Source organism: Myroides profundi (genome assembly GCF_000833025.1).
Lineage (GTDB): Bacteria > Bacteroidota > Bacteroidia > Flavobacteriales > Flavobacteriaceae > Flavobacterium > Flavobacterium profundi_A.
Map to the genome: position 1 here is coordinate 2,954,410 of NZ_CP010817.1, position 14,280 is coordinate 2,968,689.

Sequence of the window (14,280 nt, forward strand, 5' to 3'; positions counted from 1 at the left end):
AAAGCAAGTGACAAGAATGTATCTTTGTCAAATAATTCTCTTTAACCTCTATATCAATATGTCAGAAAGTAAACCTCGTCTAAACCGATTAACAGCTATCGTGACTCAGTTACAATCTAAGCGTATCGTGACTGCTACTGAGATAGCAGAAAAACACAATGTAAGTATACGTACGGTATATAGAGATATCAGAACATTAGAACAATCAGGGATTCCTATATTCACTGAAGAAGGAAAAGGGTACTCCTTAGTAGAGGGTTATGCTCTACCTCCTGTTATGTTTACACAAGAAGAGGCGAATGCGCTTATCACTGCTGAGCAACTGATATTAAAGAATAAAGATGCTTCTCTAATCAAACAATATCAAAATGCAATTCTGAAGCTTAAGGCTGTACTGCGCTACAATCAAAAAGACAAAGCTGATCTACTCTCTCAAAGAATAATCGTAAGGGATAATCCTGATAAAGCACAGACGAGTGATTATCTGATACAGATACAATCTGCCATCGTAAATCATCAAGTACTCGCTATCGACTATCTTTCACTAGAGAATCAAAGGAGTCAACGAGACATAGAACCCTTCGCTATCTATACTACACAGGACAACTGGATATTAATAGCCTACTGTAGATTGAGACAAGACTTTAGAGCTTTTAGATTAGATTGTATTCAACATTTAAGAGATACCTTACAGACATTCGAACCTCATCAAATAACGATGGAGCAATATTTAAAGGCATGTAGAGAAAAATATTATCCGAATGAGACTACCCCTGACATACCTATGTCATAAGTGGTATCTACTTTTGCTACACAATCTTAAATAAGACATGGATATGAATCAAGTAACGTTAAAGAAATTCCACATCATCGGAATAGAAGTACGCACTACCAATGAACAAAATAAATCAGCTCAAGATATTCCCTTGCTATGGGAGCACTTTTGGAAAGAAGATGTACTAAACCGCATACCTAATAAAGTATGTACTGCTGTCTACTCTATGTATACGAATTATGAAGGGGACTATACAATGCCGTATACCACAATCATCGGCTGTGAAGTATCTGATCTATCTGATATACCTGAAGGTATGACAGGACATACTATAGAAGCAAGTACTTATAATAAAGTCACTGCTGTTGGAGACTTAACAAAAGGACTAGTCATTAATGAATGGTTAAAAATATGGGATCAACAATGGGATAGAAAATATACAGCTGATTTTGAAATATACGATGAGAAAGCCATGAATCCACAAGATGCTGAAGTAAGTATATATGTAGCTATAAAATAACAATTATGAAAGAGACAGAACATTACTATTTAAGACAAGAAGAACCTAATCGCAGCTGCTTACAGGCATTGAGAGATATTATCTTATCGTTAGATGAGCATATCACTGAATCTATTAAGTGGGGAACTCCTTGTTTTAGTTATAAGAATCGTATGTTCTGTTTTCTCGCTTTGACTAAAGAACCCAAAACACCTTATCTATTAGTAGTAGAAGGAATGCGTATAGAACATCCTTTATTAGAGATTGGAAGTAGAAAACGCATGAAAGTATTAAATATAGATGCTAATGCTGACTTACCTATTCATGCTATAATAGATATTCTCCAAGAAGCTTTAAACTTATACCGAAATGGTGTCATCAAAACAAAATAATTTAGACTCAGACCATTTAATAAGTGTTAATTATAACAGAATCAAAGACTAATTGTATATACAGTTAGTCTTTTCTATTCTCATTATACGTATTCAAAAAACCACAATACACTGAAAAACAACAAAAAACAACACAATATTAACTTATTAAAAAGTTTAATATTTTGTTATTGGAAACCATAAAATATGTTATACATTTGTTTATACTCAATCTAAATAAAATGCATACCCTATTATTTTCAATTACAGCATTTGCATTCTTTATGCTATATAACACTTCTCAGAAAGTGAAATATGAGAAGAAATGTACATTAACTACATGGATTAGGTCAAATACTAAACTGTCGAAGATCATTGCTTACTCACTATTAATAATAGCCTTAATAACAGAGTCTATTTATGAAGGATTAGGAGTAGGTAGTTTAACGTTCTTTATCTTCTTAATGTTCATTGGTTCTGCTATTCTAACATTATATCCTATGCTATCATTTAAGACTAAACACATCGTTAGTTTTATAGGGTTAGGATTATTTCTGGAACTACTAATATTTTAATTATGCCCGCAAATAAAAAGCATTTAGAAAGTTCGGTTATACAACGTATACTGAAAATAACTGCAGGTCTATTCGGAGGATTCTTAGTAAGTACAACGTTTCACATGTTTTTAATGTACTTTTTCCCTTCTCATCCTATTTATACAACGATGTTCGTCACAGGATATGTATTATGGACTATCTTATTCATTATGGCCTTTATCATTGGCAACGGATATAAAATATGGTTAGCCTATATCGTGTTAACACTGGTTTTTTATTCACCTTATTTAATCGCTCCAATACATACCTAAACACAAGACGCACCACTATTATGAATATTAGAAATTACAATAAATACTTCCACCTACATACGATAAGTGGAATTATTATTACGGTATTACTATACATTATCTTCTTCGCAGGTTCTTTCTCTTTCTTTAAAAATGAAATAGCGAATTGGCAAAGTAATAAACCACAAGAAAAAATAGCTGTTCAATCTATCAATTACAATGTATTATTAGATTCTCTAGATAATCAAATAGGATTACAGGGTAGAAATATATATTTCCGTATGAATGATAGAAGTAGAGTCATGAGCTATAATATCTCCACTTCACAAGACACCTTATTACCTAAAGCGAAAGAACGTGATTTCGGATTATACGACACTGCTACACAAGAAAAACACGCTTATGAAGAATCTTATTCTTTAGGAGAATTCTTATATAGACTTCACTTTTTAGCACAATTAAATGGTTTAGTTAATATCCATATCTCTCCATTTGGTTACTTTGTAGCAGGATTAGTTTCTTTCATTTATATTTTTGCACTTATTACAGGATTACTTGTACATTGGCAAAAAATAGTTTCTAATTTCTATGTATTTAGACCTTGGGAAAAACTAAAAACGGTATGGACTGACTTACATACAGCATTAGGTGTTATTACCTTCCCATTCCAATTAATCTTTGCTATCACAGGAGCTTATTTCTTATTAAACTATCGAATAGTCGCAGCAACTATCATTGCATTAGGATATGGTGGTGATGCAGACAAATTTAGCAGTGATACTACACAAGATAGAGGAGCTCAAGAAATCGTATATCAACATAAAGCTATAGATAAAGAAATAGATCTAAACGCCTATATTCTTCAAACAGTAGAAAAATGGGATGATCCCTATATCTCTAATATCTCTATACTTAATTATGGGGATGAAAGTATGACTGTGGCCATAAGTGGTAGAGCTCATAATGAGAAACAGTTAAATAGTCGTGGAGAAATAAAATATCACATTCACTCAGGAGAAGTAGAAGAGATAAGTAATCCTAATGAAAACCCTGGATATAGTTATATATTCTCTAACTTAGTTTATCTACTTCACTTTGGCTCTTTCGGAGGTTTAGCGACTCGTATCGTTTACTTCTTAGTAGGAATAGCTGGATGTGTAGTCATTATATCTGGTGTACTTATCTGGCTAGTGGCTAGAGATAAAAAGAATGTTCCTGAACACAAACGCAAGTTTAACTTCTGGTTAGCAAATATCTATATGGCTATCTGCTTATCTATGTATCCTGTAACAGCATTAGCTTTTATAGCTGTAAAGTTAAACCCTACAGGTGGACAAAACTTTATCTACTCTTTCTATTTCTGGACTTGGTTAGCTATCACAATCTTATTAAGCATCAGAAAGAATATTTATAAAACCAATAGAGACTGTTTATTAGTCGGAAGTATTATTGGTCTTACTATTCCTATCTTTAACGGTGTGATGACAGGTAACTGGATATGGGTAAGTTGGGCTAAAGGTTATTCTGATATCCTTCTTATTGATTTATTCTGGATTATCGTTCCACTTATCACTCTATACTCATGGAAGTTAGTCAAAGATAAACAAGAGAAAAAATTAAATACAGCAGTAGAATAGTTTACTCATTATTTTCTATAAATTGAAAAAGCCTTTATATGATAAAACATATAAAGGCTTTTTACTTATCTAGTCTTTAACCATCCTGTAATGCTATAACGAGTATGATTAACCATCTTCACCTCGTGTTCTATACTCTTACTATCAAATACGACAAGACGCCCTGGTAAGGCATGTACAATCTCTTCTCTTTCATTCCCATGTTCGTCCTGTAGGTAAAGTGCTAATTCTCCTCCATAAGCAGGAGTCCATTCTTGATCATTAAGATATAATACTACAGATAAAGTTCTACGGCTATCTGACTGAAAAATATCTAAGTGACGCTTATAACAAGTACCTGGAGGATAGCATGCATAATGAAACTCTCCTTCTTGAATACCTAAATAGCAAGTTCTGTTTACATATTCTAAGAAGTGATTCACTTTATTAAAATACATTTGCTCTACTTCGTCAGGTTCTTTCTCATCTAACCATAAGATAGAGTCACCTCTAACTTCTTCTATTATCTGTTCACTGCTTGCCTGCCCTATAGCTGCTTTTTTAAAACTGTGTAAGTCTTGTTTTAAAAGCAAATTTGCTCTTAATAAGTTAATCTCTTCTTCCGAAAAAAAACAGTCAACTACTGAGTATTTACGATTCACTAAATCGTCTATTATTAACTCATAAAATGGATTTAATTCAAAATCACCCATACATTAACAAATAAAAAGTATACAAATATAATTTACAAGACAAAAAAATCAATACATAAAAGGCGTTTTTTTAAGCCAATTAGCTGTTAATATGCACTTTTACAGATTTGATAATTCAGGAGGTTTCAAAGGCTTTTATCGAAAAGATTATTGGCATTTTTTTAGAATATATTGCAGTATTTTCATCAATATTCCACATCACTTTATTCGGCAAATAACTTCTTTAAAGTTATCAGACTATAAATGCCTAGCATAAAGGTCGAAAACAGACTCAAAACACGTCTAATAAGCATATTCTTATTAATAAAAAAGGAAGCTATAAGCCTCCTTTTCTATATTCTATTTGTATATAAACCATTATTAATGATCACTTTTAGTATTAATCTGAGGATTAGCTATAGCTCCACATTCAATACTTCTAACTCTTATCATAGCTGGTTTTGATCGAACACCATCAACTAAAACAGAGTAATAAATTTCTAGATTTTCTTCGGGTTTATAAAAATCAAACTGAACAGTCATTTTTACTTGTTTATCATATCTATCATACTCCCATTTTGCATAATAATCGCTATAATAATCGTCTCCTTTCTTATTACCATCCACATCTACAAACATAAAGCTACTCCAATCAACATTATAATCAGTATCCTCTAAAATATCAATAAAAGCAACGGCTCCTTCACTACTTAAATTCTTACTTATACAAATTTCTTCATATTCATCTTCTAGGTCAACTCCTTCATCTCCTCCTCCATTGTCATCTATTGGTGATACTTTTACATTTCTAATAATTGTTTTTTGTTGAGCAAAATCAATAGATAACCCAACAAAACCAATTTTAACTTTATTAGGGATTCTTGTATTAAAATCATACTCATACTCTTTTAATTCACCTGAAAAATCATATCCATCGATTGCGTACGTTTTAAAATTGTGTTTATAATAAAAATTATCAATTAATACTACTTCATTATTTCCTTCTTTAGCCTTAACTGTAACATACATTGCAGACTCATCTTCCTCTGGAACTAATTCTACAATAATCTTTTGAAAATTTGGATTACTAGAATTTCCTCCGTTAGCAATATTAAAATAAGGTGAATTATTTGCCCTTTCAAATTTATATGCTCCTGTATTATAATCTAACAAAGCAGTAGTAGTTTCATTAGGATCAGGAAAATAATACCCATAATATTGTGAATACAGCACTGGATTTCCTCTAAAACCTGTATTTCCTTGTATAGCTCCTCTTAAAGTAATATGACTGTCATAATAATTTCCAAAAACATTAGGTGTAACTCCTACTTCTTCATATCTTTTATTAGAAATCCCTTCACGCATTTCGTATGCTCTCATTGCTCCAGTTCCTTTAAACCCTCCACTAAGGTCAAAACCAATTCCTAAATATCCTCCTGCTAATCCAGATAACCTTGCTGTAGAATTTGATTCATTATAAGCATACCCTAATGCACTTCTCCCATATCCTAATTTAAATTTCTTCTCTGCATCAAATAAAAAGAAAGTCATTCCTCCTCCGGCACCATAGCCTGTTCCTAAAATAGAACTCATTGCATACTCAAACTCTATCTTTGTTCCTTTTCTTAAATCAATTTCTAAATCATCAATAGCAAAACCACTATACCCTACCCTATCATGACTTAATACGATTCCTTCTGTAGTATAACGTTCACTTCCAGAAGGAGCACTTCCTCCTCTGTCCCATTCTTCTACAATTCCAGAGGGTTTTTCAGTACCTGTTAAAGGATATTCATATACTTGTGCTTGTAAAGTCAATAAACTAAAACACGCTATCATTAAATAATAATACTTTTTCATACGTCTTTTTTTTGAATCCCTAAGAAGTAATAATCTTCTTAGGGATACTCATTATTATTTCACTTCTAAAACAATATTAAAGAATGTTCTTCCTGTTGGTTTAGCACCAGCTCTCACTGAATACTCTAAATCACCATTTATAGTCACTTTGACATCATAAAAAACTTCTGTATCATAATAAGTTACATAGTAATTAAAATCTCCATATCCCAAAATAGGTAATGTTGATTTATTTCCACCAAGACTAGACACCATAGGTTTTCCAAACTGATCTGCATAATCTGCATGAATATCTCTAGTAATTCCCTTCGCCCCTGAAACAATATCGACATAGATGGCTGGTAAGTAAAAGAACTTAGGCATCGATGCTTTATCTACACCTTCACTACCTCCTGAAACTTTTTTCCATTCAGCTCCACCTTGACCATCAGCTACTAACACATCTCCTTGTTCTGCACCTTCTGAATTAATCTTTGTTTCATCAACCCCTTTGCCTTTAATTACATCTCCATGTACTGCACTTTCCTTTAATTGGCTATAGCCAACTGCATCATCTTTCAATTCGCCTGTACCTACCGCATTATCTGCTATATACTTTGTTTCAATAGATCCAAGTTTTATTTCAAGTTTTACATCCTTAAGTAAAGCATCAGATCCATCTTCTGCTTCAATTGTATTACTTCTTAAGAAATCACCGGTAGAAATCTCTGTCTCTGCTTTAACATCTCCCCAATAGGCAGACCCATCTGATTTTGCCATTAAAACCTGTCCTGATTTTGCATTATCTGCATCAATCTTACTTTCGTCAATACCTTGATTTGCAATTACTCTTCCGTGTATAGCGTTATCACCTATTTCTTTATGTGTTACTGCATAATCTGCAATATGCTTCGTATCAATAGAACCACCAATTACTTCAAGTGTCACATCCTTTAAAACAGCATTTGTTCCATTATTGGCTTTTATAGTCTCACTCTCTTTAATATTCCCTTTAGAAACATCTGAAGCTTTAAAAGCTACTTTACCGTCTTTTTCTACTGTTAGTACATGACCAATTGTAGCATTTCCAGCACTCATTTTATTAGTTGTAACCGCTCCATCTTTTATTTTGTTGTTGGTTACTGCAGAATCCGCAAGGTATTTTTCAAGAATCCCTTTCTCTTTGATATTAATCGTTGTCTCTTCTAAAACAATTCTTCCATGATCTGCTGTCTTAATCGATATCGGTCCAGATCCATCTGTCTTAAGAAATTGACCATTGTCTGACATTTTACTATACTTAACAGTTCCATCACCTTGAGCTGTTAAAACATTACCTTTTAAAGCATTGACAGAGCCATTATTAGATTTCATTTTGTCTGTAGTAACTGCATTATTAGCAATTTTACTTGAAGTTACTGCATTAGTATCTATCTTATCTTCAGTTACTGCCTTATCGTTAATTTTAGCAGGAGATATTGCATTATCTCTAATATGTTTTGTATCAATAGACAATCCTTTTACCTCAAGAGTTACATCTTGTAATACTGCTCCTGTAGCTCCTTTAGTAGCGCTGATTGTAGTTCCTTCATTAATATTCCCTTTAGTTACTACATTCTCTGAAGTTCCAAAATAAACTCCTCCTTCTCCATCAGCCATTAAGATTTGTTGTTTATCTGCAACTCCATTACCTACTTTAGAAGATATTTTTTCAGTTGTTACAACTTTTGCTCCTAAATGTTTTGTATCAATTCCTGAATCTTTTACTTTAATAGTAGCATCTGCTAATAATACCCCTTTATCTGTTGAAATTTCAATTGATGAATCACCTTTTAATGGCTTAGCATATTGATTAAGTGGCACATACTTCGCTTCACCATCTCCTAAAGAAGTTAATACTGTTCCAGCAGCATTACCCTTTGCATCAAATTTAGACGCTTGGATTGTTCTTTCTGCTATTTTAGCATTTGTAATCCCAAGATTAGCAACGTCAATACTTACATCTTGCAAAGCTGCTTTATTTCCTTTCGTCACCTCAATAGCACTACCTCCTTTAATTTCTTTTCCAGCTCCAGCAATAGCATCCGATATAGGAGAGAATTCTGCTCCCCCATCTTTAGTTACCAAGACTAAACCATTACTTGTACCCTCAGCACCTATCTTATCTGCTGTAACTGCTCTTCCTGTAATATGTTTTGTTTGTACTCCAGAATCCGCAATACTAATTGTAGCATCGTTTAACAAAGCTTGATTATTATCTGTAACAGTAATTGAATTATCTCCTTTTAGATCTTTCCCTTGCCCCTCAAAGACACTATCTGCAAGTTTTTTATATTCTACTTTACCACTACCATTTGCTGTTAGTACTGTATTTTCTTTAGCTGTACCAGAAGTTATTTTGTCTATAGTTACAGCTGCATCAGCTAATTTTCCTGTACTAATTCCTCCTTCATTTACATCAATAGAAGTATTTACTAACACTGCATCTTTACCTGTACTTTTATTAATAAAAGTTAGAGCACTACCTAATGTTAAATCTTCTGTTTCGATAGAAACAGTTTCTTTTTTAATGTATTTAAACCCTCCATGTCCATCAGCAACTAACAACATATCTTCATCTATATTAGTCCCTTCTTCTACAGAACTTAACTTAGACTTTGTAATACTATTATCATTTACACTCAATTTCACATCTTTTAGCAGAGCTTTCTCTCCATCTCCATCTTGAGAAGTCAATTTGATAATCTCATCTGTTGTTAAATCACCTGCTAATTGGGTAGTAATATCAGATAACTCTCCCCACTTCGTTTTTCCAGCTACATCACTTAATAATACTCTACCTGTCCCTACTGTTCCAGAAGTAATTTTATCAGAAGAAACTGCTAAGTCTGCTATCTGTAAATTCTCAACTGCATTGTCAGCAATTTGAGCAGTATTAATCCCTTTTGGAGCAATACTTAAAGTAGCTTCTTTTAATAAAGTTCCCTCTTGTAAATTAACTCCTCCTATAGTAATAATACCATCAGTCTTTAAAGCTGCTTTATCTGAGATAGCATCACCTTTTAACGGTTGATAAGCCACTGTTCCTTTATTATCAATAACAGTTGCAACAGCATTCACATTATTTGTTCCACCATTTAATTTAGTTGCTGTAATTGTTGTATCAGCAATATTTTCATCAATAATTGTTTTTGTTGCAATATGACCACCTTTTACTCCTCTTTCTTTTAAATTGATCGTTGCTATCTTCTTATCATCTCCAAAAATAATATTCTCTCCACCAATTACCTCAATAGCATCGTCTCCTTGGATATCTCCTTGCATTGCAGTATCAACAACTGAAGATATAGGTTTAAAAGCACTTCCTCCTGAGCCATTAGCTGTTAGAACTGCATTAGACACAGCATCTTCTGAACCAATTTTATCAGCAGTAACAGCATTGTGATCTATATGCTTGGTTACAATACCTAAGTCATTTACTTTAATATCTACTGCTTGTAACAATGCGTTTGAAGCATCACCTCCAACAAGTAAAGAATTATCTACAGATAACATTTTTCCTGTAACGACAGCATTAAGCTCTTGAAATTTAACAGAACCATCTGCTTGTACTACAGCTACTTGTTTCTCTCTACCTTCTCCAGCCCATAGCTTATTTTCTGTAATAGCATGATCAGCTACTTTAGCATTTGTCACAGCTTTTGTATCTAATTTAGCTGTTGTAATTGCCTTATCATCAATAGATAACTCTACTTCCGCTAAAAGAGCTTTCTCAACAATTTTTCCTCCATTAACTAAGATACCTTTTCCTTTTAAATCTCTTTTTTGACTATCAATATTATTGATTATTTCATAAATACTTTCTAAGATATCTTGTACATTATCATTTCCTGAACCGATAGTAGTATCATCTATAATGATATTACTTGCACGAATATCTAAGTCTTTTATAACTCCTTTTTTATCAGAGAAAGTATAAATACCTGGTGTACTTGTACTTTCTTCAATTGATAATGTATTAGCATCAAACTCAACACCCTCTCCTATAATCTCTCCTTTTTCATTAACCGCTAATTCGTTATAGTACATAAAAGTACCATCAGGCTTAGCTTCTAAACGTGTAATTCTTTCGTTATTCTGAACTACTTCTTTGATTACTTCTTCATTTGCTTCTACCCATTCTACTTTTCCTTCTGCATTAGTGATTAGGATTTGTTTCTTACTTCCTGCTTGAATCTTATTTGGTGTAACTCCTCCTTCTGCAATAGAAATTTGCATTGCATTCAAGGTAGCTTGACCTCCATTATCTATTTGAATAGAACCATCTACAGAAGTAACTTCTTTTCCTTTTGCTGCTACTTTATCATATATAACATTAACTACACTCTCATCATTTAATATCTCTTCAATATTAGTAATTACACTTGCTGGCACATCAACAATACCTACTGGTTCAGTTTTACTCCTTCCATCATAGAACGCATAAGTACCATCTGTTTGGGCTACGATCTTTAAGGTATTTGAATCAAATGTCATTGCATTTTCTTCAATCAGATTACCCTTAGCGTCTATTGCTTTCTCATTGTAGTAAGATAACTTACCATTATTGTGATCTACTAATACTGTTACTGTCTCGTTATGCTTTACTGCATCGATAATTACCTCATCACTAGCATCTACCCATACTACTTCTCCTTTCGCATTCGTAATTAGAATTTGTTTCTTACCACCCGCTTCTATCTTTTCTGTTGTAATAGCTCCTGGTGCAATACTTAAAGTCATATCTTTTAACACTGCATCTGCTAATTCTGTCTCTCCATTGATCAAGATCTCTGTTCCTCCTTTAATAGAAGATGGAGTACCTTGAGCTACCTCTATTTTAGTGATAATATTCTCGATTACCTCTTGTAAATTATCTCCTTCGATAGTAGTAGAACTGTTGTCAAAGTAGATAGAGTTCGCACGAGTACTGATTGTCATTAAAGGAGTCTCTTTATGCTCCCCATCAAAGAAATCATAAATACCTTTTTCTTTTCCTTCTCTCTCTACAATGCTTAGTGTATTGGCATTAAACTTTACTGCTTTATCTGCGATTAAATTACCTTTAGTGTCTATTGCTTTTTCGTTATAGTACTCAAAAGTTCCATTGCCTTTATCTAATAATACCGTTACTGTCTCGTTATTTTTTACTGCATCGATAATTACCTCGTCACTTGCATCTACCCATACTACCTCTCCTTTTGCATTCGTGATTAGAATTTGTTTCTTACCACCTGCTTCTATCTTTTCTGTTGTAATAGCTCCTGGTGCAATACTTAAAGTCATATCTTTTAACACTGCATCTGCTAATTCTGTCTCTCCATAGATCAAGATCTCTGTTCCTCCTTTAATAGAAGATGGAGTACCTTGAGCTACCTCTATTTTAGTGATAATATTCTCGATTACCTCTTGTAGATTTTCTCCTTCAATAGTAGTAGAACTGTTGTCAAAATAGATAGAGTTCGCACGAGTACTGATTGTCATTAAAGGCGTGTCTTTATGCTCTCCATCAAAGAAATCATAAACACCTTTCTCTTTTCCTTCTCTCTCTACAATGCTTAGTGTATTGGCATTAAACTTTACTGCTTTATCTGCAATTAGGTTACCCTTTGCGTCTATTGCTTTTTCATTATAGTACTCAAAAGTTCCGTTGCCTTTATCTAATAATACTGTTACTGTCTCATTGTTCTTTACTGCATCTATAATTACCTCATCAGTTGCGTCTACCCATACTACTTCTCCTTTTGCGTTAGTGATTAAGATTTGCTTCTTACCTCCTGCTTCTATCTTTTCTGTTGTAATAGCGCCTGGTGCAATACTTAAAGTCATATCTTTTAACACTGCATCTGCTAATTCTGTCTCTCCATTGATCAAGATCTCTGTTCCTCCTTTAATAGAAGATGGAGTACCTTGAGCTACCTCTATTTTAGTGATAATATTCTCGATTACCTCTTGTAGATTATCTCCTTCGATAGTAGTAGAACTGTTATCAAAATAGATAGAATTAGCACGAGTACTGATCGTCATTAAAGGCGTGTTTTTATGCTCTCCATCAAAGAAATCATAAATTCCTTTCTCTTTGCCTTTTCTCTCTACAATGCTTAAAGTGTTAGCATTAAACTTTACTGCTTTATCTGCAATTAGGTTACCTTTAGCATCTATTGCTTTTTCGTTATAGTACTCAAAGGTTCCGTTGCCTTTATCTAATAATACCGTTACTGTCTCGTTATTCTTTACTGCATCGATAATTACCTCATCAGTTGCGTCTACCCATACTACTTCTCCTTTTGCATTCGTGATTAGAATTTGTTTCTTACCACCTGCTTCTATCTTTTCTGTTGTAATAGCTCCTGGTGCAATACTTAAAGTCATATCTTTTAACACTGCATCTGCTAATTCTGTCTCTCCATTGATCAAGATCTCTGTTCCTCCTTTAATAGAAGATGGAGTACCTTGAGCTACCTCTATTTTAGTAATAATATTCTCGATTACCTCTTGTAGATTATCTCCTTCGATAGTAGTAGAACTGTTATCAAAATAGATAGAATTAGCACGAGTACTGATCGTCATTAAAGGCGTGTTTTTATGCTCTCCATCAAAGAAATCATAAATTCCTTTCTCTTTGCCTTTTCTCTCTACAATGCTTAAAGTGTTAGCATTAAACTTTACTGCTTTATCTGCAATTAGGTTACCATCTGCGATTAAATTACCCTTTGCGTCTATTGCTTTTTCATTATAGTACTCAAAAGTTCCGTTGCCTTTATCTAATAATACTGTTACTGTCTCATTGTTCTTTACTGCATCTATAATTACCTCATCTGTTGCATCTACCCATACTACTTCTCCTTTTGCGTTAGTGATTAAGATTTGCTTCTTACCTCCTGCAGCTATTTTTGCTGTTGTTATTCCTCCATCAGTAACAGCAATTTGTGTTTCTTCTAAAACAGCTTTATTACCACCTACTAAAGTTATAGAATTATCTTTAGCAGTAATAGCTTTACCTTGCGCTGCTACAGTATTATATATTTCTTCTTTTACCTCTGTATTATTTAAAATCTCAGTAATATTTTCAATTACACTTCCTGTAATATTAATTACACTCTCTTCTCCTGCTTCATTCTTATAGACATAAGTACCATTCTCTCCTTCTTTAATTGTAGTAATAATATTTAAATCCTGAATAGGAGTATCCACTTTTAGTCCTTTAGTATCTTCTAAGACTAATACATCACCTCTGACTTCTAAAACTTTATTTCTAGGGAAAGTATCTATATTATCTATTATATCTTGATTATTTATTAATCTCACCCATTTTACCCCACTCCAATAATAAAAGCCATTGCTTAAAACATTATTTGTAGTTGTATTAAACACTAATAAACTAGTAGCTACATCTCCTCTATTAATCTGAGAAACATCTGTTAAATCTTTCAATGGAATACGAGGTATTAATACTCCTCTATACTCCCCCTCAGAAGCTTTTAACTCTAATAATGCAGATTTATGTGGTGCTTTTATCCCAATTCCAACTTGAGAAAATACGACCCCCGCCATCATTAACATTCCAATTGTAATTACCTTTTTTTTCATAACTTTTAATTT

Annotated in this window: 9 protein-coding genes; 6 read left to right on the top strand and 3 right to left on the bottom strand. The window is 33.1% G+C overall.

Annotation, left to right across the window (positions count from 1 at the left end):
• Positions 1–58: 58 nt before the first annotated feature.
• The 6 genes from MPR_RS13055 (at position 59) to MPR_RS13075 (ending at position 4,129) form a co-directional block, all read left to right on the top strand.
• Positions 59–793, top strand: a complete 735-nt coding sequence (locus MPR_RS13055) for a helix-turn-helix transcriptional regulator (protein ID WP_041893228.1) — start codon at positions 59–61, stop codon at positions 791–793.
• Positions 794–836: 43 nt separating this feature from the next.
• Positions 837–1,295: a GyrI-like domain-containing protein gene (locus MPR_RS13060; RefSeq protein WP_041895510.1), complete on the top strand. Its 459-nt coding sequence runs from the start codon at positions 837–839 to the stop codon at positions 1,293–1,295.
• Between the two features lie 5 nt (positions 1,296–1,300).
• The gene (locus tag MPR_RS13065) at positions 1,301–1,666 is read left to right on the top strand and encodes a DUF1801 domain-containing protein (RefSeq protein WP_041893230.1); all 366 of its coding nucleotides are present in this window, start codon (positions 1,301–1,303) and stop codon (positions 1,664–1,666) included.
• Between the two features lie 221 nt (positions 1,667–1,887).
• Positions 1,888–2,220 (top strand): hypothetical protein, encoded by a 333-nt coding sequence (locus tag MPR_RS13070; protein WP_235280447.1) that lies wholly within the window; start codon positions 1,888–1,890, stop codon positions 2,218–2,220.
• A 2-nt stretch (positions 2,221–2,222) separates the two neighbouring features.
• Complete coding sequence (locus MPR_RS18360; RefSeq protein WP_006264268.1) at positions 2,223–2,513, top strand: hypothetical protein; 291 nt, start codon at positions 2,223–2,225, stop codon at positions 2,511–2,513.
• Positions 2,514–2,533: 20 nt separating this feature from the next.
• Positions 2,534–4,129: a PepSY-associated TM helix domain-containing protein gene (locus tag MPR_RS13075; RefSeq protein WP_041895514.1), complete on the top strand. Its 1,596-nt coding sequence runs from the start codon at positions 2,534–2,536 to the stop codon at positions 4,127–4,129.
• Between the two features lie 65 nt (positions 4,130–4,194).
• Here the strand turns inward: MPR_RS13075 and MPR_RS13080 are convergent, their stop codons facing one another.
• The 3 genes from MPR_RS13080 to MPR_RS18425 all read right to left on the bottom strand — a co-directional run bounded on the left by MPR_RS13080 (position 4,195) and on the right by MPR_RS18425 (position 14,268).
• Positions 4,195–4,821 (bottom strand): 2OG-Fe(II) oxygenase, encoded by a 627-nt coding sequence (locus MPR_RS13080; RefSeq protein WP_041893231.1) that lies wholly within the window; start codon positions 4,819–4,821, stop codon positions 4,195–4,197.
• A gap of 360 nt (positions 4,822–5,181) precedes the next feature.
• Positions 5,182–6,660: a hypothetical protein gene (locus tag MPR_RS13085; protein ID WP_041893233.1), complete on the bottom strand. Its 1,479-nt coding sequence runs from the start codon at positions 6,658–6,660 to the stop codon at positions 5,182–5,184.
• Between the two features lie 54 nt (positions 6,661–6,714).
• Positions 6,715–14,268, bottom strand: a complete 7,554-nt coding sequence (locus MPR_RS18425) for a phage tail-like protein (protein ID WP_082027833.1) — start codon at positions 14,266–14,268, stop codon at positions 6,715–6,717.
• Positions 14,269–14,280: the final 12 nt, after the last annotated feature.

What these genes read in the sequence shown, in the direction of transcription:
- MPR_RS13055 (WP_041893228.1), top strand. Translation starts at nt 59, where the DNA reads ATGTCAGAAAGTAAACCTCGTCTAAACCGATTAACAGCTATCGTGACT.
- MPR_RS13060 (WP_041895510.1), top strand. Translation starts at nt 837, where the DNA reads ATGAATCAAGTAACGTTAAAGAAATTCCACATCATCGGAATAGAAGTA.
- MPR_RS13065 (WP_041893230.1), top strand. Translation starts at nt 1,301, where the DNA reads ATGAAAGAGACAGAACATTACTATTTAAGACAAGAAGAACCTAATCGC.
- MPR_RS13070 (WP_235280447.1), top strand. Translation starts at nt 1,888, where the DNA reads ATGCATACCCTATTATTTTCAATTACAGCATTTGCATTCTTTATGCTA.
- MPR_RS18360 (WP_006264268.1), top strand. Translation starts at nt 2,223, where the DNA reads ATGCCCGCAAATAAAAAGCATTTAGAAAGTTCGGTTATACAACGTATA.
- MPR_RS13075 (WP_041895514.1), top strand. Translation starts at nt 2,534, where the DNA reads ATGAATATTAGAAATTACAATAAATACTTCCACCTACATACGATAAGT.
- MPR_RS13080 (WP_041893231.1), bottom strand. Translation starts at nt 4,821, where the DNA reads ATGGGTGATTTTGAATTAAATCCATTTTATGAGTTAATAATAGACGAT.
- MPR_RS13085 (WP_041893233.1), bottom strand. Translation starts at nt 6,660, where the DNA reads ATGAAAAAGTATTATTATTTAATGATAGCGTGTTTTAGTTTATTGACT.
- MPR_RS18425 (WP_082027833.1), bottom strand. Translation starts at nt 14,268, where the DNA reads ATGAAAAAAAAGGTAATTACAATTGGAATGTTAATGATGGCGGGGGTC.